At 71.6% G+C, this 19,839-nt stretch carries 22 protein-coding genes; 6 read left to right on the top strand and 16 right to left on the bottom strand.

What is annotated here, in order from left to right; all coding sequences use genetic code 11:
- Positions 1-82: 82 nt before the first annotated feature.
- The 5 genes from ABZZ20_RS22925 to ABZZ20_RS22905 all read right to left on the bottom strand — a co-directional run bounded on the left by ABZZ20_RS22925 (position 83) and on the right by ABZZ20_RS22905 (position 3,371).
- On the bottom strand, positions 83-820 hold the full coding sequence (locus tag ABZZ20_RS22925; RefSeq protein WP_356872351.1) for a DUF3159 domain-containing protein: 738 nt from the start codon (positions 818-820) through the stop codon (positions 83-85).
- Between the two features lie 3 nt (positions 821-823).
- Positions 824-1,243 carry an OB-fold nucleic acid binding domain-containing protein gene (locus tag ABZZ20_RS22920; RefSeq protein WP_356872349.1) on the bottom strand — a complete coding sequence of 140 codons (420 nt, stop codon included), beginning with the start codon at positions 1,241-1,243 and terminating at the stop codon, positions 824-826.
- 217 nt (positions 1,244-1,460) lie between these two features.
- On the bottom strand, positions 1,461-2,240 hold the full coding sequence (locus ABZZ20_RS22915; protein WP_356872347.1) for a DUF3710 domain-containing protein: 780 nt from the start codon (positions 2,238-2,240) through the stop codon (positions 1,461-1,463).
- A gap of 1 nt (position 2,241) precedes the next feature.
- Positions 2,242-2,787: a dUTP diphosphatase gene (dut, locus tag ABZZ20_RS22910; RefSeq protein WP_356872345.1), complete on the bottom strand. Its 546-nt coding sequence runs from the start codon at positions 2,785-2,787 to the stop codon at positions 2,242-2,244.
- Positions 2,787-3,371 carry a PaaI family thioesterase gene (locus tag ABZZ20_RS22905; protein WP_356872343.1) on the bottom strand — a complete coding sequence of 195 codons (585 nt, stop codon included), beginning with the start codon at positions 3,369-3,371 and terminating at the stop codon, positions 2,787-2,789. Before ABZZ20_RS22905 ends, dut begins: the two co-directional genes overlap by 1 nt.
- Before the next feature lie 58 nt (positions 3,372-3,429).
- Here ABZZ20_RS22905 and ABZZ20_RS22900 point away from each other — a divergent pair, with 58 nt between their 5' ends.
- The gene (locus ABZZ20_RS22900; protein ID WP_356872341.1) at positions 3,430-3,885 is read left to right on the top strand and encodes a DUF3093 domain-containing protein; all 456 of its coding nucleotides are present in this window, start codon (positions 3,430-3,432) and stop codon (positions 3,883-3,885) included.
- A gap of 20 nt (positions 3,886-3,905) precedes the next feature.
- On the opposite strand, the gene ABZZ20_RS22895 is transcribed toward ABZZ20_RS22900, so the two are convergent.
- The 4 genes from ABZZ20_RS22895 to ABZZ20_RS22880 all read right to left on the bottom strand — a co-directional run bounded on the left by ABZZ20_RS22895 (position 3,906) and on the right by ABZZ20_RS22880 (position 7,446).
- Positions 3,906-4,844: a hypothetical protein gene (locus ABZZ20_RS22895; protein WP_356872339.1), complete on the bottom strand. Its 939-nt coding sequence runs from the start codon at positions 4,842-4,844 to the stop codon at positions 3,906-3,908.
- Positions 4,845-4,856: 12 nt separating this feature from the next.
- A complete protein-coding gene (locus tag ABZZ20_RS22890) occupies positions 4,857-5,153 on the bottom strand; it encodes a DUF4193 domain-containing protein (protein WP_030154344.1) in 297 nt (98 codons plus the stop codon).
- A gap of 383 nt (positions 5,154-5,536) precedes the next feature.
- Positions 5,537-6,787, bottom strand: a complete 1,251-nt coding sequence (locus ABZZ20_RS22885) for a HAMP domain-containing sensor histidine kinase (RefSeq protein ID WP_356872337.1) — start codon at positions 6,785-6,787, stop codon at positions 5,537-5,539.
- 5 nt (positions 6,788-6,792) lie between these two features.
- Positions 6,793-7,446: a response regulator transcription factor gene (locus ABZZ20_RS22880; protein WP_030154340.1), complete on the bottom strand. Its 654-nt coding sequence runs from the start codon at positions 7,444-7,446 to the stop codon at positions 6,793-6,795.
- A gap of 244 nt (positions 7,447-7,690) precedes the next feature.
- On the opposite strand from ABZZ20_RS22880, the gene ABZZ20_RS22875 reads away from it, so the two are divergent.
- A complete protein-coding gene (locus ABZZ20_RS22875) occupies positions 7,691-7,870 on the top strand; it encodes a hypothetical protein (RefSeq protein WP_356872335.1) in 180 nt (59 codons plus the stop codon).
- 79 nt (positions 7,871-7,949) lie between these two features.
- Here the strand turns inward: ABZZ20_RS22875 and ABZZ20_RS22870 are convergent, their stop codons facing one another.
- Positions 7,950-8,750, bottom strand: coding sequence for an inositol monophosphatase family protein (locus tag ABZZ20_RS22870; RefSeq protein WP_356872380.1), 801 nt, complete (start codon positions 8,748-8,750; stop codon positions 7,950-7,952).
- Positions 8,751-8,765: 15 nt separating this feature from the next.
- Complete coding sequence (locus tag ABZZ20_RS22865) at positions 8,766-9,935, bottom strand: ferrochelatase (RefSeq protein WP_356872334.1); 1,170 nt, start codon at positions 9,933-9,935, stop codon at positions 8,766-8,768.
- A 171-nt stretch (positions 9,936-10,106) separates the two neighbouring features.
- Here ABZZ20_RS22865 and ABZZ20_RS22860 point away from each other — a divergent pair, with 171 nt between their 5' ends.
- Together ABZZ20_RS22860 and ABZZ20_RS22855 are read left to right on the top strand one after the other, a co-directional pair.
- A complete protein-coding gene (locus ABZZ20_RS22860; RefSeq protein WP_356872332.1) occupies positions 10,107-11,372 on the top strand; it encodes an MFS transporter in 1,266 nt (421 codons plus the stop codon).
- Positions 11,314-12,651 carry a D-arabinono-1,4-lactone oxidase gene (locus ABZZ20_RS22855; RefSeq protein WP_356872330.1) on the top strand — a complete coding sequence of 446 codons (1,338 nt, stop codon included), beginning with the start codon at positions 11,314-11,316 and terminating at the stop codon, positions 12,649-12,651. The genes ABZZ20_RS22860 and ABZZ20_RS22855 overlap by 59 nt, the downstream gene beginning before the upstream one ends.
- Before the next feature lie 43 nt (positions 12,652-12,694).
- Here ABZZ20_RS22855 and ABZZ20_RS22850 read toward each other — a convergent pair whose 3' ends face one another.
- Complete coding sequence (locus tag ABZZ20_RS22850; protein WP_356872328.1) at positions 12,695-13,492, bottom strand: hypothetical protein; 798 nt, start codon at positions 13,490-13,492, stop codon at positions 12,695-12,697.
- A 536-nt stretch (positions 13,493-14,028) separates the two neighbouring features.
- Here ABZZ20_RS22850 and sepH point away from each other — a divergent pair.
- A complete protein-coding gene (sepH, locus tag ABZZ20_RS22845) occupies positions 14,029-15,054 on the top strand; it encodes a septation protein SepH (RefSeq protein WP_356872326.1) in 1,026 nt (341 codons plus the stop codon).
- A gap of 189 nt (positions 15,055-15,243) precedes the next feature.
- On the opposite strand, the gene ABZZ20_RS22840 is transcribed toward sepH, so the two are convergent.
- Positions 15,244-16,089 (bottom strand): sulfurtransferase, encoded by an 846-nt coding sequence (locus ABZZ20_RS22840; RefSeq protein ID WP_356872324.1) that lies wholly within the window; start codon positions 16,087-16,089, stop codon positions 15,244-15,246.
- A gap of 173 nt (positions 16,090-16,262) precedes the next feature.
- On the opposite strand from ABZZ20_RS22840, the gene ABZZ20_RS22835 reads away from it, so the two are divergent.
- Positions 16,263-17,051, top strand: coding sequence for a VOC family protein (locus tag ABZZ20_RS22835; RefSeq protein ID WP_356872322.1), 789 nt, complete (start codon positions 16,263-16,265; stop codon positions 17,049-17,051).
- A 217-nt stretch (positions 17,052-17,268) separates the two neighbouring features.
- Here ABZZ20_RS22835 and ABZZ20_RS22830 read toward each other — a convergent pair whose 3' ends face one another.
- The 3 genes from ABZZ20_RS22830 to ABZZ20_RS22820 all read right to left on the bottom strand — a co-directional run bounded on the left by ABZZ20_RS22830 (position 17,269) and on the right by ABZZ20_RS22820 (position 19,802).
- Complete coding sequence (locus tag ABZZ20_RS22830; protein ID WP_356872320.1) at positions 17,269-17,919, bottom strand: thymidine kinase; 651 nt, start codon at positions 17,917-17,919, stop codon at positions 17,269-17,271.
- Between the two features lie 75 nt (positions 17,920-17,994).
- Positions 17,995-19,197, bottom strand: coding sequence for a nucleotide pyrophosphatase/phosphodiesterase family protein (locus tag ABZZ20_RS22825; protein WP_356872318.1), 1,203 nt, complete (start codon positions 19,195-19,197; stop codon positions 17,995-17,997).
- On the bottom strand, positions 19,197-19,802 hold the full coding sequence (locus ABZZ20_RS22820) for a DUF5998 family protein (protein WP_356872316.1): 606 nt from the start codon (positions 19,800-19,802) through the stop codon (positions 19,197-19,199). Before ABZZ20_RS22820 ends, ABZZ20_RS22825 begins: the two co-directional genes overlap by 1 nt.
- Positions 19,803-19,839: the final 37 nt, after the last annotated feature.

The raw sequence follows: 19,839 nt of genomic DNA, 5'->3' as shown, positions 1-19,839 counted from the left end.
TCTTCGTCGTGTCCGCAGGACGGTCGGACGGTCAGACGGCCGAACGGTCAGACGGCTCCGCCGGGCGCCCGGCCGGCCGGGCTCAGGCCCCGTCCTCCCGAGCCGCAGCGGCCCTGGCCTTCTCCGCTGCCTCCTCGGCCTCCCACTCCGCGATCACGTCGATCGGCGGCGGGGCCTTCGCCAGGAAGACCCACGTGAAGTACACCGCCAGCACCATCGGCGGCAGTTTCAGCGCGATCAGCACCCAGCCCAGCTGTGTCGCGTCCCCCCACCAGTAGAGCGGGAAGAGGATCGCGTACTTGGCGAGGAAGATGAGCCCCCAGGCCAGACTGGCCTTGGTGTACGCCTTCTTCCGCCCGGGGTTGCGGGTGCGCCAGGACAGGTTCTCCTTGAACACCGGCCCCAGCACCACCCCCAGGAGTGGGAAACCCACCAGCGCGGACAGCGTGAAGGCCACGCCCAGGCCGGCGCCGTAGATCATGCCGGGCAGGTAGAAGCCCTTGGCGGTGCCGGTGAACAGCGCGAAGGCCACGCCCACACCGACGCCGAAGACACCGCTGAAGGCGTGCTTCACGGTGTCCTTGCGCAGCAGTCTCACGATCACGAGCAGGACGGCGACCGCGCCCGCCGCGATCGCGGACATCTTCACGTCCTTGTTGATCGTGTAGATCATCACGAAGAGCAGCCCGGGGAGCATCGTCTCCACGGTGCCCCGGACGCCTCCGAAGGCGTCGAAGAGCGCCGCCTGGGTCATGGCCTTCTGGTCCGAGGAGGGTTCGCCGGCGGGCTCCGGGGTGGTCGGTTTGTCGAATGACGTCACCGGTCAGTGCTCCTGTCCGAGCGGTCGGAGTTCGTACTTCGGGTTGAAGAGGACCCTGCGGCCGTGGCTCATCGAGATCCGCCCCGAGGCGATCACGCGACGGCCCGGTTCGATTCCCACGATCGAGCGACGTCCGAGCCAGACCACGTCCAGGGCGGCCGAGCCGTCGAAGAGCTCCGCCTCCAGGGCGGGCACCCCGGCACGCGGGCGAAGGGTGACCGTACGCAGGGTTCCGGTCACCTTGACTATCTGGCGGTCGTGGGAGTCGCAGATCCGCGTGCACCCCGCGGCTTCTGCGTCCTCCTGCAGTTCCGCCGAATGCAGCTCCTCCTGCGAGGTGGACAGCCGCTCTATCATCCGCCGGAACCGGCCCGCCGGCCTGGCCGGCTTGGCGGACTTCTCGGGACGCGGTTCAGCACTCATACAGGAAGCCTACCGGCGCCCCCACTACCTCTCGAAGCGGTATCCCATGCCCGGTTCGGTGATGAAGTGCCGCGGGTGCGAGGGGTCCGCCGGCGGCGCCCCGGTACGTGAGCTGTGGGTCGCACCCCCGCACGACTGCGGGCCGTACCCCCTGAAGGAGTACGGCCCGCAGCCGAAAATGGTCGTCGCCCAGCGACGGCGACCTGCGCGATACGGGTCAGCGGACCTCGGTGATCGTCGGACCCTGCTCCAGCTGGCCCATGCCGCCGGAGAAGCGGGAGCCCTCCTGCTCCTCGGTCTGCACGCCGTCCGGCACCATCTGGGCGTCGTTCGGCAGCTTCAGGACGATCGGGTCGCGCGGAGCCATCGGGCCGTCGCCGCGGACGATGACGGTCTCCCGGAAGATCTGCTCCAGCACGCCCGCCGACTCGGGGCGCACCGCGCCCTGGCCGGAGATGACACCGCGCAGGAACCAGCGCGGGCCGTCCACACCGACGAAGCGGACCAGCTGGGCGCCGGTCTGACCGTCCGGCATCGGTACGGGCACCTGCGCGCGCAGCTCCCAGCCCAGCGGACCCTCGACCTCGTCGATGATGCCGCCCTGCTGGGTGATGCCCGTGGCGATCTCCTCGCGGACCTCGCCCCAGATGCCTTCCTTCTTGGGCGCGGCGAAGGCCTGCAGCTGCACGGCACTGTCACCCAGCACCACCGTCGCGGCGACGATCGCGTCACCGGCGACCTCGACGCGCAGCTCCATGCCCTCGACACCCGGTACGAGAATGCCGCCCAGGTCGACCCGGCCCTCCTCGGGCGCACCGAGGACCTCGGAGACGTCCCAGGGGCCGTCGGGCCGCGGGGCCGGCGGCAGGTTCACCCTGCGGGGCGCGGCGCCCGGCTCCTCGCCGCCGTCCTGCTCATCGGCAGCCACGCCGTCCACGACCTGCTCGGCCGCGCCGCCGTCCTTGGCGGAGTCGTTCTTCTTGCGACGTCCGAACACGTCACTGTCCTTCCCGGTCGGATACGACCGAAGCGTAGCCATTCCCACCCTGCTGACCAGCGCCGGATCCGGCCACGGCCGCATGACCGCCGGTGGAGCCGAAACCCCCCTCGGCCCGCGCCGAGCCGGGAAGTTCCGCCACCTCGTGGAAGCGCACCTTCTCGACCCTCTGGACAACCAGCTGGGCAATGCGGTCGAAGCGCTCGAACCGGACGCTCTCGCGCGGGTCGAGATTGACCACGATCACCTTGATCTCCCCACGGTACCCGGCATCCACCGTCCCCGGGGCATTCACGAGCGCGAGCCCGCAGCGGGCGGCCAGCCCCGAGCGCGGGTGCACGAACGCCGCGTACCCGTCGGGCAGGGCGATGGACACCCCCGTGGGCAGCACGGCGCGCTCGCCGGGCTCGAGCTCGGCGGCCTCGGTGGTCACCAGGTCGCAGCCGGCGTCGCCGGGGTGGCCGTACGCGGGGAGGGGCACCTCCGGGTCGACGCGCTTGATCAGCACGTCGACCGGTGCCGCGTGGTTGGGGTTGTACGTAGCCATCAGGGGTTCACCTCGAAGGCGCGTGCGCGCCTGACCTGGTCCGGGTCGGACATCGCCGCCCGGATCTCCTCGGGCCGACCGTTGTCGATGAAGTGGTCGACCTTCACCTCGATGAAGAGCGCGTCGGCGCGCACGGCGACCGGGCCCTCGGGCCCGCCTATTCGACCGACCGCCGTGCAGTAGATCTTGCGCCCGGCGACTGCGGTCACCTCGGCCTCCAGGTACAGCACGGTGTCCACGGGGACCGGCCGTACGAAGTCGGTCTCCAGTCGTCCGGTCACCGCGATGACGCGCAGCAGCCAGTTCAGGGAGCCCAGCGTCTCGTCGAGCGCGGTGGCGAGCACGCCGCCGTGGGCGAGACCGGGTGCGCCCTGATGGGCGGGCCTGACGGTGAACTCGGCGGTGACGCGCACGCCCTCGCCCGCGCGGGCCTCCAGGTGGAGTCCGTGGGGCTGGCCGGCGCCGCAGCCGAAGCAGTGCTCGTAGTGCGCACCGAGCAGCTCGCCGGGTGCCGGGGCGTCGGGGTGCCTGACCGGCGCGGCGGCATCGGCCGGGGGCGTCAACGCTGTGTTTCGTCCACTCACAGGCGCAGACCTTACCCGCGCCGCTCACCGCCGGTCGCCTCGTGGCAGGCTTGGCGGCATGCAGCTCTCCCCCGCGCACCACGACGAACGTCTGACCGCTCCCCGCACCTGGTGGGGCATCGCCGTCCTCATCGGCCTCGCGTGCGCGCTGATGCTGCTTCCGCTGGGCACGCTACCGCTGCTGGCCGGACTGGTCGGGGGCACCGCGCTGGCGGGGTTGGTCGTGAGCTCGTACGGTTCCGCGCGCGTGCGCGTGGTGAACGGCGCGCTGGCTGCGGGCGACGCACGGATCCCGGTGACGGCCCTGGGCGAGCCCGAGGTGCTGGACCCGGAGGAGGCGCGCGCCTGGCGCTCGTACAAGGCGGACACCCGGGCCTTCATGCTGATGCGGAGCTACGTCCCGACGGCGGTCCGCATCCCGATCACCGACCCGGGGGACCCGACTCCGTACCTCTACGTCTCGACCCGCGAGCCGCAGGCCCTGGTCGCGGCGCTCCGCGCGGCGAAGGCTTAGGCAAAGGCTCAGGCGAAGGCTTAGGCGCCGGTCGGCCGCGGGTCGACCGGTCCCTCGTCGGGCGACCAGGCGAGGGCGGCCCTGGTGACCTCGGGAAGGGGCTGGGAGGGCTGTTCAAGGGGCGGAAGCTGCTCCAGCGACTCCCACGCCACGGCCCGCCTCCGCAGGTCGGTACGGACCTTCTCGGCGACTCTTCGGGTGTCCCGGCGGTTCATGACCGCGCCGACGGCCGCGCCCACCATGAACGGCATCAGGTTGGGCAGGTTGCGGAACGTCCGCTTCATGATCTGTTGGCGCAGTTCTCGCTTCATTTGACCGCCGAGCGCGATGTCCAGCGCCGTGGGATTGCGCAGGTCCACCCCGCGCTCCTCCGTCCACGCGGTCAGGTAGGCGAGGCTGCGGTCCTTGAGGTTCCCGGGCGCCCGTTGCCCGTACACCTCGTGGAGCTCCGCGAGGAGCTTCAGCTCGATGGCCGCGACGGAGGTGATCTCCACGGCCAGCTCGGCCAGCATCGCGGGCGGGACCGGCAGCATGGCCGCCGCGCCGATGCCCGCGCCCACCGTGGAGGTGCCGTTCGCGGCGCCCGCGATCAGCTTGTCGGCGAGCTGATCGGGACCGAGGCCCGGGAACTGCGCGCGCAGGGTCGCGAGGTCCCGAACCGGAACGCGCGGTGCGTTCTCGATGATGCGGTCGGCGATGTACAGGGCGGCGGCCCTGGCACTTTCGCCGCCCTTGCGCACACCGTTCTTGACGGCTTGCAGCCGACGAGCCCCGGACCGGTGCCGGGCAGCCTCGTCGGCCTCTGTGGCCGACGACACCGCCGCGGCGGTGTCGTGGGACACGGCGGGTACGCCGGGGGCTCCTGGGCCCGTTTCCGGGCCCGTGGTTCCCACCTGCGTCTCCGCCGGATCGTCAGACTTCCGGAAGCGTCGCCTCCGAAACGGTGTCGAGCCGGTCACGGCCGACACCTCTCAGTCGCAGTCGCGGCAGATCGGCTGGCCGTTCTTCTCTCGTGCCAGCTGGCTGCGGTGGTGCACCAGGAAGCAGCTCATGCAGGTGAACTCATCGGCCTGCTTGGGCAGCACCCGGACGGCCAGTTCCTCGTTGGAGAGGTCCGCGCCGGGGAGCTCCATGCCCTCCGCCGCGTCGAAGTCGTCGACGTCGACGCTCGAAGACGACTTCTCGTTGCGCCGGGCCTTCAGCTCTTCAATGCTGTCGTTGTCGACGTCGTCGTCGGTCTTGCGTGGGGTGTCGTAGTCCGTTGCCATTGTTCGCTCTCCCCCTCTGGGATTTAGCGGTGTCTCAGCGCACGTAACGCGCGAGAGGCCGGACTTGTGCCCGACCTGAGGCGGAGATTTTGCCTCACATCAAGGTCTGTTACTCAATCGACACCCAGCCGCACGCCTGAAGGAGCGATGGGCTGGGATGACGACCGGGACCGTACACGGTTCGGGGGCCGCCGTGCACAAACGCCACCCGTGTATTTCCCGCCGTCCGAGGTACGGGAAACCCGGACGTCCCGGGCTTTCCGGCCTTCTTTGGGGTCACTGAACGCACATGACCCAACACTCGACAATGTGATCGATCACACAGTTATCACCATCCGCACCCTTCGGCCGTTCAGCCAACGGCGAACAAACACACTGGACGCTCAGAGGGGCAAAGTGACACGCATCACGAGGCCACCGCCCTCGCGCGGGGTCGCCGAGATCCGCCCGCCGTGTGCGCGGGCCACGGAGCGCGCGATCGACAGGCCGAGCCCCACACCCTTGTCACTGCCCGTACGCTCCGTACGCAGCCGCCTGAAGGGCTCGAAGAGGTTGTCCACCTCGTACGCGGGAACAACGGGACCCGTGTTCGACACCACGAGCACCGCCTCGCCGTGCTGCGACTCGGTGGTGACCTCCACCCAGCCGCCCTCCGGCACGTTGTACCGGACGGCGTTCTGCACGAGGTTGAGGGCGATCCGCTCCAGCAGCACGCCGTTGCCCTGCACGACGGCCGGCGCGCGCTCGCCACGGATCTCCACGCCCTTGGCCGCGGCCTCCACCCGGGCCTGGTCGATGGCCTGCGAGGCGACCTCCGCCAGGTCCACGGGCTTGCGCTCGACGATCTGGTTGTCACTGCGGGCGAGCAGCAGCAGGCCCTCGACCAGCTGCTCGCTGCGCTCGTTGGTGGCCAGCAGCGTCTTGCCCAGTTGCTGGAGCTCCACCGGTGCACCCGGGTCCGACAGGTGCACCTCCAGCAGCGTCCGGTTGATCGCGAGCGGGGTGCGCAGCTCGTGCGAGGCGTTCGCGACGAACCGCTGCTGCGCCGTGAAGGCCCGCTCCAGCCGGTCGAGCATCTCGTCGAAGGTGTCGGCGAGCTCCTTGAGCTCGTCGTCGGGCCCGTCCAGCTCGATCCGTCGGGTCAGGTCGGATCCGACCACCCGGCGGGCGGTACGGGTGATCTTGCCGAGCGGCGAGAGCACCCGGCCGGCCATCGCGTAGCCGAAGGCGAAGGCGATGATGCTGAGGCCGAGCAGGGCCATCAGCGAGCGGCTGAGCAGATCGTCCAGCGCGTGCTTGCGCTGGTCGAGGATGCACTGGCCGATCGCGGCGTTGAACTGGTCCAGGGGGGTCTGGGCACTGCCGTTGCCCACGCCGGGGCAGCTCTGGCTGACGACCTCGACGTTCTGGCCGCCGACGATCCGGAAGGGTACGTTGCCCTCCCGCAGGGCCTGGGCCGCCAGCAGGTAGATGATCGACAGCAGCAGGATGCCGGCGATCAGGAACATCCCGCCGTACAGCAGCGTGAGGCGTATGCGGATGGTCGGCCGCAGCCATGGGAAGGGAACCTCGGGCTGGCCGGGGTCCCAGGTCGGTTTCGGCGGCACCGGTGGTGGTGCCGGGGTCGCTGCCACCCGCGTCAGATCCGGTAGCCGGAGCCGGGCACGGTCACGATGACCGGCGGCTCCCCGAGCTTGCGCCGCAACGTCATGACCGTCACCCGCACCACGTTGGTGAAGGGGTCGGTGTTCTCGTCCCATGCCTTCTCCAGCAGCTGCTCGGCGGAGACGACGGTCCCTTCGCTCCGCATGAGGACCTCCAGCACCGCGAACTCCTTGGGTGCCAGTTGCACCTCCCGGCCTTCTCGGAACACCTCGCGCCGGTTCGGGTCCAGCTTGATGCCGGCCCGCTCCAGTACGGGGGGCAGGGCGACGGTGGTACGCCGGCCGAGGGCGCGTACGCGGGCGGTCAGCTCGCTGAAGGCGAAGGGCTTGGGCAGGTAGTCGTCGGCGCCGAGTTCCAGTCCCTCCACCCGGTCGCTGACGTCGCCGGAGGCGGTGAGCATCAGCACCCGGGTGGGCATGCCGAGCTCGACGATCTTCCGGCACACGTCGTCGCCGTGCACGAGCGGGAGGTCCCGGTCGAGCACGACCACGTCGTAGTCGTTCACTCCGACGCGCTCCAGGGCCGCGGCGCCGTCGTACACGACGTCCACGGCCATGGCCTCGCGGCGCAGTCCGGTGGCCACCGCATCGGCGAGCAGCTGCTCGTCCTCGACGACGAGTACGCGCACGTCGTTTCCTTCCATCGAGCCCTCAGGGCACACGTGTATTGCGTCGTCCATCCTGCCGGTTTCAGCCGTAAACCGGCTGTAAGGCGCCGCTCAGGGGCTTGCGCGGGCCGGAAGTGTGGATTCCCTCGCCTTGAGAGGTTTCTGGGCCCAGGGTGCCGGGGAGGACGTCAGCACACCCCAACCACTCCCTGACGGCGGAGAGCCACGTGCCGCCGCCGACCCACGAAGAGGGGGCGAACCCACCATGGACGCATTCACCGCGGGTCTCCTGCAGCGCATCAGGGCCACGCAGTCGGACCTCAAGCAGGCCCGCGAGACGGGCGACGACTTCCTCGTGGAAGTGGAGCAGGCGGAACTGGAAGACCTCCAGCGCCTCGCCGCCGAACACGGGGTCCCCGTCTCCGTCTCCGTGCCTGCCTGCTGACCTGCCCAGCCAGCCAGCCCGAACCCCGGCAGCCTTACGCGGCGGCCGGGGTTCCCTCATCCCGGTCCCGGAACGGGCCTCAGTCGTGCCAGGCCCCCGACTCCTCCAGCAGCGGCTGGAGCGAGGCGAACACGGCCGGGGTGGCGGCGAGCGCCAGTTCTCCGGAGGCGGGCCGCCCCGGTCGGCCGCCCGTCAGTGCCCCGGCCTCCCGGGCGATCAGTTCGCCGGCGGCCAGGTCCCAGGGGTTGAGCCCGCGCTCGTAGTACGCGTCCAGCCGGCCGGCGGCCACGTCGCTGAGGTCCAGCGCCGCCGACCCGCCCCGCCGGATGTCGCGCACCCGCGGGATCACCCGCTGTGCGACCTCCGCCTGCTGTTCCTTGCGCGCCTGGAGGTACGCGAACCCGGTCCCGACCAGCGCCTGGTCCAGCGGCGCCGCCGCCCGGCAGGCCAGCCGGACCTCCCCCCGCCAGGCCCCGCCCCCGAGCACCGCGTGGTACGTCTCGCCCCGCATCGGTGCCTCCACGACCCCGACCACGGTCTCGCCCCCGTACTCGGCGGCGATCGACACGCTCCAGCTCGGCAGCCCGTACAGGTAGTTGACGGTGCCGTCCAGCGGGTCCACGATCCAGCGCACCCCGCTCGTCCCCGGGCTGTCCGCACCCTCCTCGCCCAGTAGTCCGTCCTCGGGGCGGCGCCGCGCGAGGACGGAGGTGATCAGCTTCTCCGCCGCGATGTCCATCTCGGTCACCACGTCGATCGGGCTGCTCTTCGTCGCCGCCACGGCGAGGTCGGCCGGCCGGCCGTCCCGCAGCAGCTCGCCGGCCCGCCGGGCGGCCTCCAGGCCCACGTCCAGCAGTTCGGCCTTCAGCTCATCGGAGATCACGGTCCGGCCTTCCTAGGCGTACGGGCTGTCGACGCCCGCGGCGGCCGGCCGGGGTCCGCGCGCCGGGCAGCAGCCCACCGCGCACAGATCGTGGCTCGGGCCGAGCGACCCCAGTGCGCACCGCTCCACCGGCTCGCCCCGTTCGGCCGCGGCGCGCTCCAGCACGAGTTCCCGGACCGCCGCCGCGAACCGGGGGTCCGCCCCGACCGTCGCCGAGCGCGCGACCGGCAGCGCCAGCTCCGCGGCTTTGGCCTTGGCTTCCGTGTCGAGGTCGTACATGACCTCCATGTGGTCCGAGACGAACCCGATCGGCACCATCACCACCGCCGGCGCCCCGGCCCCGTGCAGCGCCTCCAGGTGGTCGCAGATGTCGGGCTCCAGCCACGGGACGTGCGGGGCGCCGCTGCGCGACTGGTAGACGAGCTCCCAGGGCAGCTCCGTGCCCGTCTCGGCCCGCACCGCGTCCGCGATCACCCGTGCGACGTCCAGGTGCTGCTTGACGTAGGCCCCGCCGGCGCCGCCCTCGGTGTGCTCCTCGACCGGGCCGGAGGTGTCCGCGGACGCGAGGGGGATCGAGTGCGTGGTGAAGGCGAGGTGTGCGCCGGCGCGTACCTCCTGCGGCAGCGACTCCAGGGCGGCGAGCACCCCGTCGATCATCGGCTGCACGAAGCCGGGATGGTTGAAGTAGTGCCGCAGCTTGTCGACCCGCGGCAGCTCGGCGATGCCCTCCTCGGCCAGCGTCGCCAGCGCGTCCGCGAGGTTCTCGCGGTACTGACGGCAGCCCGAGTACGAGGCGTAGGCGCTGGTCGCGAGGACCGCGATGCGGCGGCGCCCGTCGGCGGCCATCTCCCGCATCACGTCGGTGAGGTACGGAGCCCAGTTCCGGTTGCCCCAGTACACGGGCAGATCCAACCCGTGCTCGGCGAAGTCCTTGCGCAGGGCGTCCAGCAGCGCGCGGTTCTGTGCGTTGATCGGGCTGACCCCGCCGAAGCCGAAGTAGTGCTGCCCGACCTCCTTGAGCCGCTCGCGCGGGATGCCGCGCCCGCGCGTGACGTTCTCCAGGAACGGCACGACGTCGTCGGGTCCTTCGGGGCCGCCGAAGGAGAGCAGCAGGAGGGCGTCGTAGGGGCCGGCGGTGCCGTGGGCCGGGGGCGGGGCAGCGGCGCGGAGCTGGTCTGACATGGATCGAATCCTGCCACTCTGCGTCCGCGCCCGGTAACCGGCCCGACCGCGTCCAACCACCACTGCGCAGGTAAGGTCACCCTAAGTTTCAAGTCCGGATTCTCCCCGTGCGGGTGCCTCGTCGGCGGTCGTAACCTGTATGGGCCAATGACGTCCCTTACGGAGGGCACCTTGCCCAGTCCCTACCGCGCGATCTTCGCCGCCCCCGGAAGCAGGCAGTTCAGCGCGGCCGGCCTCATAGGCAGGATGCCGCTGTCGATGGTCGGCATCGGCATCCTGACCATGATTTCCGAGCTCACCGGCCGCTACGCGCTGGCCGGCGCGCTCACCGCCGCCCTCGCCCTGTCGGCCGCGGTCGTCGGCCCCCAGGTCTCGCGTCTGGTCGACCAGTACGGCCAGCGGCGGGTGCTGCGCCCCGCGACGCTGCTCGCGGTCGCCGCGGTCGCCGGACTGCTCCTGGCCGCAGCCAACGGCCTGCCGGACTGGACCCTCTTCGCCTTCTCCGCGCTGGCGGGCTGCGTGCCGAGCGTGGGCTCGATGATCCGCGCACGCTGGACGGCCATCTACCGGGACGAACCGCGCGAGCTGCACACGGCCTACTCCTTCGAGTCCGTCGTGGACGAGGTCTGCTTCATCTTCGGCCCGATCCTCGCCATCGGACTGTCCACCACGTGGTTCCCCGAAGCGGGCCCGCTGGTCGCCGCGGTCTGCCTCCTGGTGGGCGTCTGGTGGTTGACCGCGCTGCGCGCCACCGAGCCCGCCCCGCACCCGCGCGACGAGCACACCGACCGCACCTCGGCCCTGGCCTCCCCCGGTCTCCAGGTACTGATGGCCACTTTCGTCGCGACCGGCGCGATCTTCGGCTCCACCGACGTGGTGACCCTGGCCTTCGCCGAGGAGCAGGGGAACAAGTCCGCCGCCAGCTTCATCCTGGCGATCTGGGCGGCCGGCTCCTGCCTCGCCGGCATCGTCTTCGGCCTCCTGCATCTCAAGGGCAAGGCCGAACGCCGTTGGGTACTGGGCGTATGTGCGATGGCCGTGAGTATGATCCCCCTCCTACTGGCCGGGAACCTTCCGTTTCTGGCCGTGGCGCTCTTCGTCTCGGGCCTCGCCATCGCTCCCACGATGATCACCACGATGGCCCTGATCGAGGCACACGTACCACGCGCGAAGCTGACCGAGGGCATGACCTGGATCAGCACCGGCCTCGCGGTCGGAGTCGCGCTCGGGTCCTCCGTGGCCGGCTGGGTCATCGATGCGGCCGGCGCGAAGACCGGGTACGTCGTCTCCATCTCGGCGGGGACCGCCGCGGCAGCGGTGGCGTTCGCGGGTTATCGCCGGCTGACGAGGCCGGCGCAAGGGGAGGAGCCAGCTAGCGATGGGGACGGCTACAGCAGCAGGGAAGAACCGGCCGGGGACACGGGCCGCGTGGCATAACTGGGCGGGCAACGTCACGGCCGCACCCGCCCGCGTGGTGACCCCGACCTCGGTCGGGGACCTTCAGGAGGCGGTGCGCCGGGCCGCCGAGGACGGACTGAAGGTGAAGGCGGTCGGCACCGGCCACTCCTTCACCGCAGCCGCCGCGACCGACGGGGTGCTCGTACGCCCGCAGGCGCTGGCCGGGATCCGCGAGATCGACCGGACCGCCGGCACCGTGACGGTAGCGGCGGGCACCGTACTCAAGGACCTGAACCGGGCCCTGGCCCGGGAGGGCCTCTCGCTCACGAACATGGGCGACATCATGGAGCAGACGGTCTCCGGCGCCACCAGCACCGGAACCCACGGCACCGGCCGCGACTCCGCCTCCATCGCCGCCCAGATCCGCGGCCTGGAACTGGTCACGGCGGACGGCCGACTGCTCACCTGCTCGGAGAAGGAGAACCCGGAGGTCTTCGCAGCCGCCCGCATCGGCATCGGGGCCCTCGGCATCGTCACGGCGATCACCTTCGCCGTGGAGCCCGTCTTCTTCCTGACCGCCCGTGAGGAGCCCATGGGCTTCGACCGGGTGACCGCCGAGTTCGAGCAACACTTCGCGGAGAACGAGCACTTCGAGTTCTACTGGTTCCCGCACACCGGGAACTGCAACACCAAGCGCAACAACCGCAGTCAGGGCCCCGCCGCCCCGCCCGGAGCGGTGAGCGCCTGGATCGAGGACGAGCTGCTGTCCAACGGCGTCTTCCAGGCCGCCAACGCAGTGGGCCGCGCGGTCCCGGCCACGATCCCCTCCATCGCCCGGATCGCCAGCCGCGCCCTGTCCGCGCGCACGTACACCGACATCCCGTACAAGGTGTTCACCAGTCCGCGCCGGGTGCGCTTCGTGGAGATGGAGTACGCGCTCCCGCGCGAGCAGGTGGTCGAGGCCCTGCGGGAACTCAAGGCGATGGTCGACCGCTCCGGACTGCGGATCAGCTTCCCGGTGGAAGTGCGGACGGCCCCGGCGGACGACATCGCCCTGTCGACCGCCTCGGGGCGGGAGACCGCGTACATCGCGGTGCACATGTACAAGGGCACTCCGTACCAGGCCTACTTCACGGCCGCCGAGCGGATCTTCACCGCGCACGAGGGCCGCCCGCACTGGGGCAAGGTGCACACGCGGGACGCGGAGTACTTCGCCCGGGCCTACCCCCGCTTCGGCGAGTTCACCGCGCTGCGCGACCGGCTGGACCCGGAACGGCTGTTCGGCAACGACTACCTGCGGCGGGTCCTGGGCGAATGAGCCCCGACGCCTGCCCCTGACCTGCCCCGGCTCACGGAAAGTCCTACTGACCCGCCACGGGCGTGGAGCCGTCCGCGCTCGGGGTGGGCGTGGGCGTGGCGCTCGGGGTGGGCTCCGGGCTCGGCGTCGGCGGGCTCGGGCTCGGCGTCGGGCCCCCGGGGTCGGAGGGCGACGGGTCGGGGGCCGGGCTCCGCCCGCCGTCCGACTGCGAAGCGCTCGGGGACGTCCCGGCCCCCGGCGTCCTGCCGCCCTTCCCGACCGTGCCGGGCTCTTCCCGGGGAGCGGCCGGCCGTTCGTCACCCGCTGTGCGCGTACCTCCGGACCAGATCGTTCCGCCGCCTTGGCTGATGGCGGTGCCGGAGAAGGCCTCGTACGCCCCGAGGCCGCCGAGCGCCAGGGCGAAGGCCGCGCCGGAGGCCACCGCGGTGCGCTTCCAGCCCCGCACCCGGGTGCCGTGCACGGTGGCCTCCCCGAACTCCCCGCCGGGCGGGGCCGCGCGCAGCGGCAGGGCGTCGTCGTACCCCTCCTGCGCTGCCGGACGCGGCACCTGACGGGCTCCCGGTCGGGCGGTCCCGCGCAGTTGGTCGCCGGTGCGCTTGAAGAAGTGCTGGATGACGGGGCCGCCTGCGGTGGCGACCACGCTCACGACGCCCGCGCCGAGGATGGTCCCGTAGACGCCCAACTGCGAGGCGAGCAGCGCCGCGGCGACGGTGGCGAGGGAAGAGCCCGCGATCTGGGTCACGCTCAGATCGAGCTGCTTCTTCTGCTCCTCCTCCATTTTCTTCGTCGCCGTCTCGAACTGCCGGCCCGGTTCGACGTCTCGGGTGGCCTTCTGCCCCATCTTCAACCCCTGTATGTGCTACCTCTCGCGACCTCTCGCGCTCCACTGCTCTCAGCAGTTACTGACCGTCGAGCGAAACGGATGGTTCCGCTTCTGGGGATTCTGTGAAGCAGGACACTCGAAAACAGGTACGGCCGCAGGTCCGGCCGAATTCGGGGCAGGCCAACTCCCGCCGCCCACGACAAGTTCGGCGGCGCGGCGGTCCACCCAGGTGGCCCGAATGGAGTACTGTGGCGAGCCCTGGGGCCGTCCTTCCTTACGGATGTCCGGACTCGGGAGAGGGGCCGGCTGATGGAGAAACGGCACTCGAGACCGGTGATGCCGCGGCATTGCACGCGTTCCTGATGCGCACAGTAACCATTCGGTCACTGTGCGTGCCCAACAGGTAACCGTGCCATAACGGCGATCAAGGGCGCATGCCCGACACGCCGGTTGAACTCGGCAAGGTTGTGGCAGGCTGCACCCGGGCAGGCCACACTCGACTAGCGGAAGCAGCGACGCACGTGACGTCGGCAGGCACCACCCGGGAGGTCCCCATGCCCGAACTGCGTGTCGTGGCCGTCTCAAATGACGGCACACGACTGGTGCTCAAGGCTGCGGACAGCACGGAGTACACGCTTCCGATCGACGAGCGGCTGCGCGCTGCCGTGCGCAACGACCGCGCGCGCCTGAACCAGATCGAGATCGAGGTCGAGAGCCACCTCCGCCCCCGCGACATCCAGGCCCGCATACGGGCCGGTGCCTCCGCGGAGGAGGTCGCGCAACTGGCCGGCATCCCCGTCGACCGCGTACGCCGCTTCGAGGGCCCGGTCCTGGCCGAGCGCGCGTTCATGGCGGAGCGGGCCCGCAAGACTCCCGTGCGCCGTCCGGGCGAGAACACCGGACCCCAGCTCGGCGAGGCCGTGCAGGAGCGACTGCTGCTGCGCGGGGTCGAGAAGGAGTCCGTCCAGTGGGACTCCTGGCGCCGCGACGACGGCACCTGGGAGGTCCTCCTGGTGTACCGGGTCGCGAGCGAGCCGCACTCGGCGAGCTGGACGTACGACCCGCCGCGCCGGCTCGTCGTGGCCGTGGACGACGAGGCGCGCTCCCTGATCGGTGAGGCCGACGACCTGCCGGCGACGCCGGAGCCGAGCTTCCCCTTCGTCCCGAGGATCGCGCGGCTGCCGCGCGACCGGCCACTGGACCGTGCCCTGGACCGCCAGCTGGAGCGAACCGCCAACCACGCGGCCCCGGCACCGGAGCCGGAAGAGGAACGGGACACCCTGACGAGCCTGCTGGAAGCGGTACCGAGCTTCCGCGGCGACCTGGTGGTCCCGGAACGCACCGACACCCCTGCGGAGGAGCCGGAAGCGGAGGAACCTCCGGCGGCTTCCGCGAGCGCCGGCGCCGGCGCCGCCTATGCGGACGTCCTGATGCCGCGCACGGTGGCCGGCCACCGCGACCGCCTGACGGGCACCACTGACCGCCAGGCGGAGGCCGACGGCGTCCGCCCGGGCCGCCGCGCGGCGGTCCCGAGCTGGGACGAGATCGTCTTCGGCACCCGCCGAAAGAAACAGGAGTAGCGCCCCTGCCCCACCGGGGCACGTCCGCCCCGCCGCATCGGTCCGGCGGGCAAGGACCCTCCCCGGCCCCACCTCATGGGTGTTCGAGGTGCGGGGCGCGGGATGCGGGCGCGGGCGGTGCCGGGTGCGCCGGCCCGAAGCCGGCGCACTGCTGCGGCCCCCGCGTGCCCCGTCCCCGTGGCAGACCCGCTACTGCGGCGTGGCCCCCGTAGCCACCGGACGGTCCGGGTCCAAGGACCACTGCGACCAACTGCCCGCGTACAGGGCCGCCGGAATGCCGGCCACCTCCAGCGCCAGCACCTCGTGGGCGCCCGAGACCCCCGACCCGCAGTACACGCCCACCGGGACGTCACCCGAGACGCCCAGCCCGGCGAACCGCGCCCGCAGTGCGTCCGCCGCGAGGAACAGCCCGTCCGGCCCCACGTTCTCGACGGTCGGCGCTGACACCGCCCCCGGAATGTGCCCGCCGACCCGGTCGATCGGCTCGACCTCGCCGCGGTACCGCTCCCCCGCCCGCGCGTCCAGCAGGATCCCGCTCCGCGCCAACGCCGCCGCGGCATCTGCGTCCAGCAGTCCCAGCGCCCCTGGGTTTGGCTTGAAATCGCCCTCGGTGACGGGCGCGGATTCGTCCGTCACCGCTCCACCCGCCGCCGTCCACGCGGCCAGGCCCCCGTCCAGCACCCGCACCCGTGTGTGACCCGTCCAGCGCAACAGCCACCATGCCCGGGCGGCTGCCCACCCCAGCCCGCCGTCATACACGACCACCGGCGCGTCCGCCGAGACGCCGGCCCTGCGCATCACCGCCCCGAACCCATCGGGCTCCGGCAGCGGATGCCGACCACCCGCTCCCGGCGGACCTGCCAGTTCCCGGTCGAGGTCCACGTACACCGCGCCCGGCAGGTGTCCGGCCTCGTACTCCGACCGCAGGTCGGGGCCACCCAGCTGCCAGCGGACGTCCAGCAGCACGGGCGGCCGGGATCCGGCCAATTCGCCCATCAGTTCGGATGCGGAGAGGATCGGAGAGTTCTCAGTCATGGGCCCATCTTCCCCCCGCCTCACAGCCGCTGTAACAAGCCCGACACCGCCCGGCCGCACCGATTCGGTCATCTCGCCCCGCTCCGGCGAAACCCGGCCGGTCGAGACGCGCCGGACCCGCCGGAGTGGAAGCATCTGGTCCGGGACGAGTGACGATGGAGGAGACGGCTGAGATGACCGAGGCAGCGGAAGCAACGCGGCGCCCGCCCGGCACACCGTGCTGGTCGAGTCTGATGGCGCACGGCCTCGGGACCACCGAGGCCTTCTACGCCGACCTGTTCGGTTGGGAGTACGAGCCCGGCCCCCAGCCCTTCGGCCCGTACGTCCGCGCCCTGCTCGACGGCCGCGAAGTGGCCGGCATCGGCGAGATGCCGCCGGACCGGCACCTCCCGGTGGCCTGGACGACGTACCTCGCCACCGACGACGCCGATACGACGGCCGAGGCGATCCGCTCCTGCGGCGGCACCGTGGCCGTGGGCCCGCTGGACGCGGGCAGCGCGGGGCGGGTGGCGATCTGCTCCGACCCGCTGGGCGCGATCTTCGGGATCTGGCAGGCCGAGGAGCACATCGGGACGGAGTTGTCCGGCGTCCCCGGCACCCCGGTCTGGAGCGAGTTGGTCACCCAGGACACATCGACCGTCGGCAAGTTCTACGAGCACGTCTTCGGCCACGAGGCCGAGACCCATTCCACGGCTTCCGGCGACTTCGACTACGTGACCCTCCTCCTCGACGGGCGGCCGGTCGCCGCCGTGCACGGGGTCGGGCGCTCCCTGCCGCACGACCGGGGCCCGCACTGGATGACGTATTTCGAGGTGGCGGACACCGACGCGGCTGCCGACCGGGTGAGCGCCCTGGGCGGCCGGATCGTCAGCCCGCCCCACGAGGGCATCCGCGGGAGGCTGGCCACGGTCGCGGACCCGGAGGGCGCGGTCTTCACCATCGTCCACACGGACGCCCCCTAGACGCGCGGGCGTCGGGGCGCGGAAGGGCAGGGTGTTTCGCCCGGCCGGACGTCCACGGTGACGCCCGTCAACGAACGCGAGCGCGGTCACCCCTCGACTTCGGGTCGCAAGCACGAGCCGAGGACCGCTACGGGAACGAGCCGTTGGGAAGGACCCCGTCACCCGGACGACCGGCCGGTCCGCCCCGCGGCCCGGCGGGTGTTCCCGAGGAGGGCGGTCAGGCGTGGTTGACCGGGAGGACGTCCGGGGAGAGGGCTCCGGCGTGGGCCGCGGCGCTGGTCATGCGGCGGCGGTGGTGGCGGCGGCAGAGCACCTCGTAGCCGATCTCCTCCGCCGGGCGGTTCACGTCACCGACCACGACCTGGGCGCCCTCGACCACCATCTCCCCGCCCACGGTACGGGCGTTGTGCGTGGCACGGGCACCGCACCAGCACAGGGCCTCCACCTGGAGCTGCTCGATGCGGTCCGCGAGCTCTATCAGACGCTGCGAGCCGGGGAACAGCTTCGTACGGAAGTCCGTGGTGATGCCGAACGCGAAGACGTCCATGTCGAGGTCGTCCACGATGCGGGCGAGCTGGTCGATCTGGACGGGGGCGAGGAACTGCGCCTCGTCCACGATCACGTAGTCGGCCTTGCCGCCCTTGGAGAGCTGGCCGACCAGATAGGCGTACAGATCCATGCCCTCGCCGGCCTCGACGGCCTCCGTGACCAGTCCGAGGCGCGAGGACAGCTTGCCCTCCCCCGCCCGGTCGTCACGGGTGAAGATCACACCGACCAGCCCGCGCGCCGAGCGGTTGTGGGTGATCTGGAGCGCCAACGTACTCTTCCCGCAGTCCATCGTGCCGGAGAAAAACACCAGTTCGGGCATGGAAGGAACGGGACCTTTCGGGTCGTGGTCGGCAGCAGGAGGCATACGGGAGCCGGTCGGCTCCGCGGGGGTCGGTCAGGTGCGGATTTCGAGCAGCGGGACGAGCTGCTCGGCCGCGGTCATGGAGCCGTGCATTCCGGCGAGCGCCGATTCGTTGGGCTCGTTGACGGACGCGGTGATGGCGACATCGGCGTGGGCGGCGGCGACCACGTCGCCGATCCGACCGAGCACGCGCTCGTCGCACTCTCCCGGCGGCCCGAACCAGCCGAGTTCCAGGGCCTCTTCGCGGCTCGCGATCCAGAACCGGTCGCCCAGTACCTCGCGCCACACCGTCAACACGTCGGCCTCGGCACCCGGGACGGCGTACACGTGCCGGGCCCGGCCCTCGCCGCCTAGCAGGGCCACTCCCGCGCCCAGTTCCCAGTCCTCGTCGAAGTCGATGCGGGAGTCCTCGTCGAAGGGGACGTCCACCATGCCGTGGTCTGCGGTCACGTACAGCGCGGTGCGCGGCGGGAGTTGCTCGGCGAGCCGCTGGACCAGCCGGTCGACGAACATCAGCTGGCCGCGCCAGGCGTCGGAGTCGACACCGTGCCGGTGGCCGGCCCCGTCGAGCTCGCTGTAGTAGGTGTACACCAGTGAGCGGTCGCCGGCCGCGAGGCGTTCGGCCGCGAGGTCCATCCGTTCCTCGCCGGTCATCCGCCCGAGGAAGGTACCGCCGCTCAGCGCGATCTTGGTGAGCGGGGTGGTCTGGAAGGCGGGCGAGGACACCTGGGCGGTGGCCACCCCGGCCGCGTCCGCCTGCTGGAAGACGGTCGGGTACGGCTGCCAGGGCTTCGGCTGGGTCCAGGGGTGCCAGCGGAGCTGGTTCATCAGCTCACCGGTGGCCGGGTTGCGGACGGTGTAGCCCGGCAGGCCGTGCCGTGCGGGCGGCAGGCCGGTGCCGACGGAGGCCAGCGAGGTGGCGGTGGTCGCCGGGAAGCCCGCGGTGACCGGGCGGCCGGTGCCGCCGCGCGAGCTGCCGAGGAGCGAGGTCAGGTAGGGGGCCTCGTCCGGGTGGGCCTTGATCTGCTCCCAACCCATGCCGTCGACCAGGAACACGCAGTTGCGGTCGGCCGGCGTCAGCTCGGCGATGGCGGCGGTGAACCCGGGGACCCCCTGGCCCGCCACGAGGGTCGGCAGCAGGTCGGCCAGCGAGCCGGAACCGTACTCCGGGACGGGGGCGCCGGCAAGGTCCAGCTGCTCCGGCTCGTCCCAGTTCGGCGGTGCGTAAGAGGACATCAGCGGGCGGCAGGGGCGGTCGCTGCGGTCGCCTCGGACAGCGCCTGCGCGAAGACGAGCGTCTGGCGGACCGCCTCCGGGCCGTCGCCGGCCTCGCTGACGCGCAGGCTGAGGTCGTCGGCGGTGGAGTTGCCGGTGTAGCCGTGGTCGGAGTCGCAGTTGGGGTCGCCGCAGGCGGCGGGCTCCAGGTCGATCCGGGAGACCGCTCCCCAGCCGATGGTCAGGACGACCTCGCGGGGCAGGGTGCCGGGGGTGTAGGACTCGGGGTTGGCGACGACGCGGCTGAGCACCACGGAGGAGATCGCGCCGATCTTGACCGATTCGGTGGAGGTGGTCGCGTACGGGGAGGGGGACCCGGCGTCGGCGGCCTGCTCGTCCGTGTGGCTCACGATGAAGCGGTTGCCGGTCAGGACCAGGACGGTGACGTGCCGGCGCACCTCGTTGGAGTCGAAGGTCGTCTCCTGGTGGACCAGGTACGACGAGATCGGCTCGCCGCCCACCGCGGCCTCCACGGCCTCGGCCACGAGGGCCGGGTAGTAGCCGCTGCGCTCGATCGCCGTGCGCAGCCCCTGGGTCGTCGTACCGGATTTCGCCATGGGGTCCATCCTAAGGCCCGTACGGGGCGCCCCGGGCGCCTCGGAC

It is taken from the genome of Streptomyces sp. NPDC006430 (assembly GCF_040612395.1).
Taxonomy (GTDB): Bacteria; Actinomycetota; Actinomycetes; order Streptomycetales; family Streptomycetaceae; genus Streptomyces.
This window is presented reverse-complemented; position numbering and strand designations above follow the sequence as displayed.

Coding starts and splice junctions, on each gene's coding strand:
- ABZZ20_RS22920 (WP_356872349.1), bottom strand. CDS start 1,243: ATGAGTGCTGAACCGCGTCCCGAGAAGTCCGCCAAGCCGGCCAGGCCG.
- dut (WP_356872345.1), bottom strand. CDS start 2,787: ATGGCTACGTACAACCCCAACCACGCGGCACCGGTCGACGTGCTGATC.
- ABZZ20_RS22900 (WP_356872341.1), top strand. CDS start 3,430: ATGCAGCTCTCCCCCGCGCACCACGACGAACGTCTGACCGCTCCCCGC.
- ABZZ20_RS22890 (WP_030154344.1), bottom strand. CDS start 5,153: ATGGCAACGGACTACGACACCCCACGCAAGACCGACGACGACGTCGAC.
- ABZZ20_RS22875 (WP_356872335.1), top strand. CDS start 7,691: ATGGACGCATTCACCGCGGGTCTCCTGCAGCGCATCAGGGCCACGCAG.
- ABZZ20_RS22865 (WP_356872334.1), bottom strand. CDS start 9,935: ATGTCAGACCAGCTCCGCGCCGCTGCCCCGCCCCCGGCCCACGGCACC.
- ABZZ20_RS22855 (WP_356872330.1), top strand. CDS start 11,314: ATGGGGACGGCTACAGCAGCAGGGAAGAACCGGCCGGGGACACGGGCC.
- ABZZ20_RS22850 (WP_356872328.1), bottom strand. CDS start 13,492: ATGGGGCAGAAGGCCACCCGAGACGTCGAACCGGGCCGGCAGTTCGAG.
- sepH (WP_356872326.1), top strand. CDS start 14,029: ATGCCCGAACTGCGTGTCGTGGCCGTCTCAAATGACGGCACACGACTG.
- ABZZ20_RS22840 (WP_356872324.1), bottom strand. CDS start 16,089: ATGACTGAGAACTCTCCGATCCTCTCCGCATCCGAACTGATGGGCGAA.
- ABZZ20_RS22835 (WP_356872322.1), top strand. CDS start 16,263: ATGACCGAGGCAGCGGAAGCAACGCGGCGCCCGCCCGGCACACCGTGC.
- ABZZ20_RS22830 (WP_356872320.1), bottom strand. CDS start 17,919: ATGCCCGAACTGGTGTTTTTCTCCGGCACGATGGACTGCGGGAAGAGT.
- ABZZ20_RS22825 (WP_356872318.1), bottom strand. CDS start 19,197: ATGTCCTCTTACGCACCGCCGAACTGGGACGAGCCGGAGCAGCTGGAC.
- ABZZ20_RS22820 (WP_356872316.1), bottom strand. CDS start 19,802: ATGGACCCCATGGCGAAATCCGGTACGACGACCCAGGGGCTGCGCACG.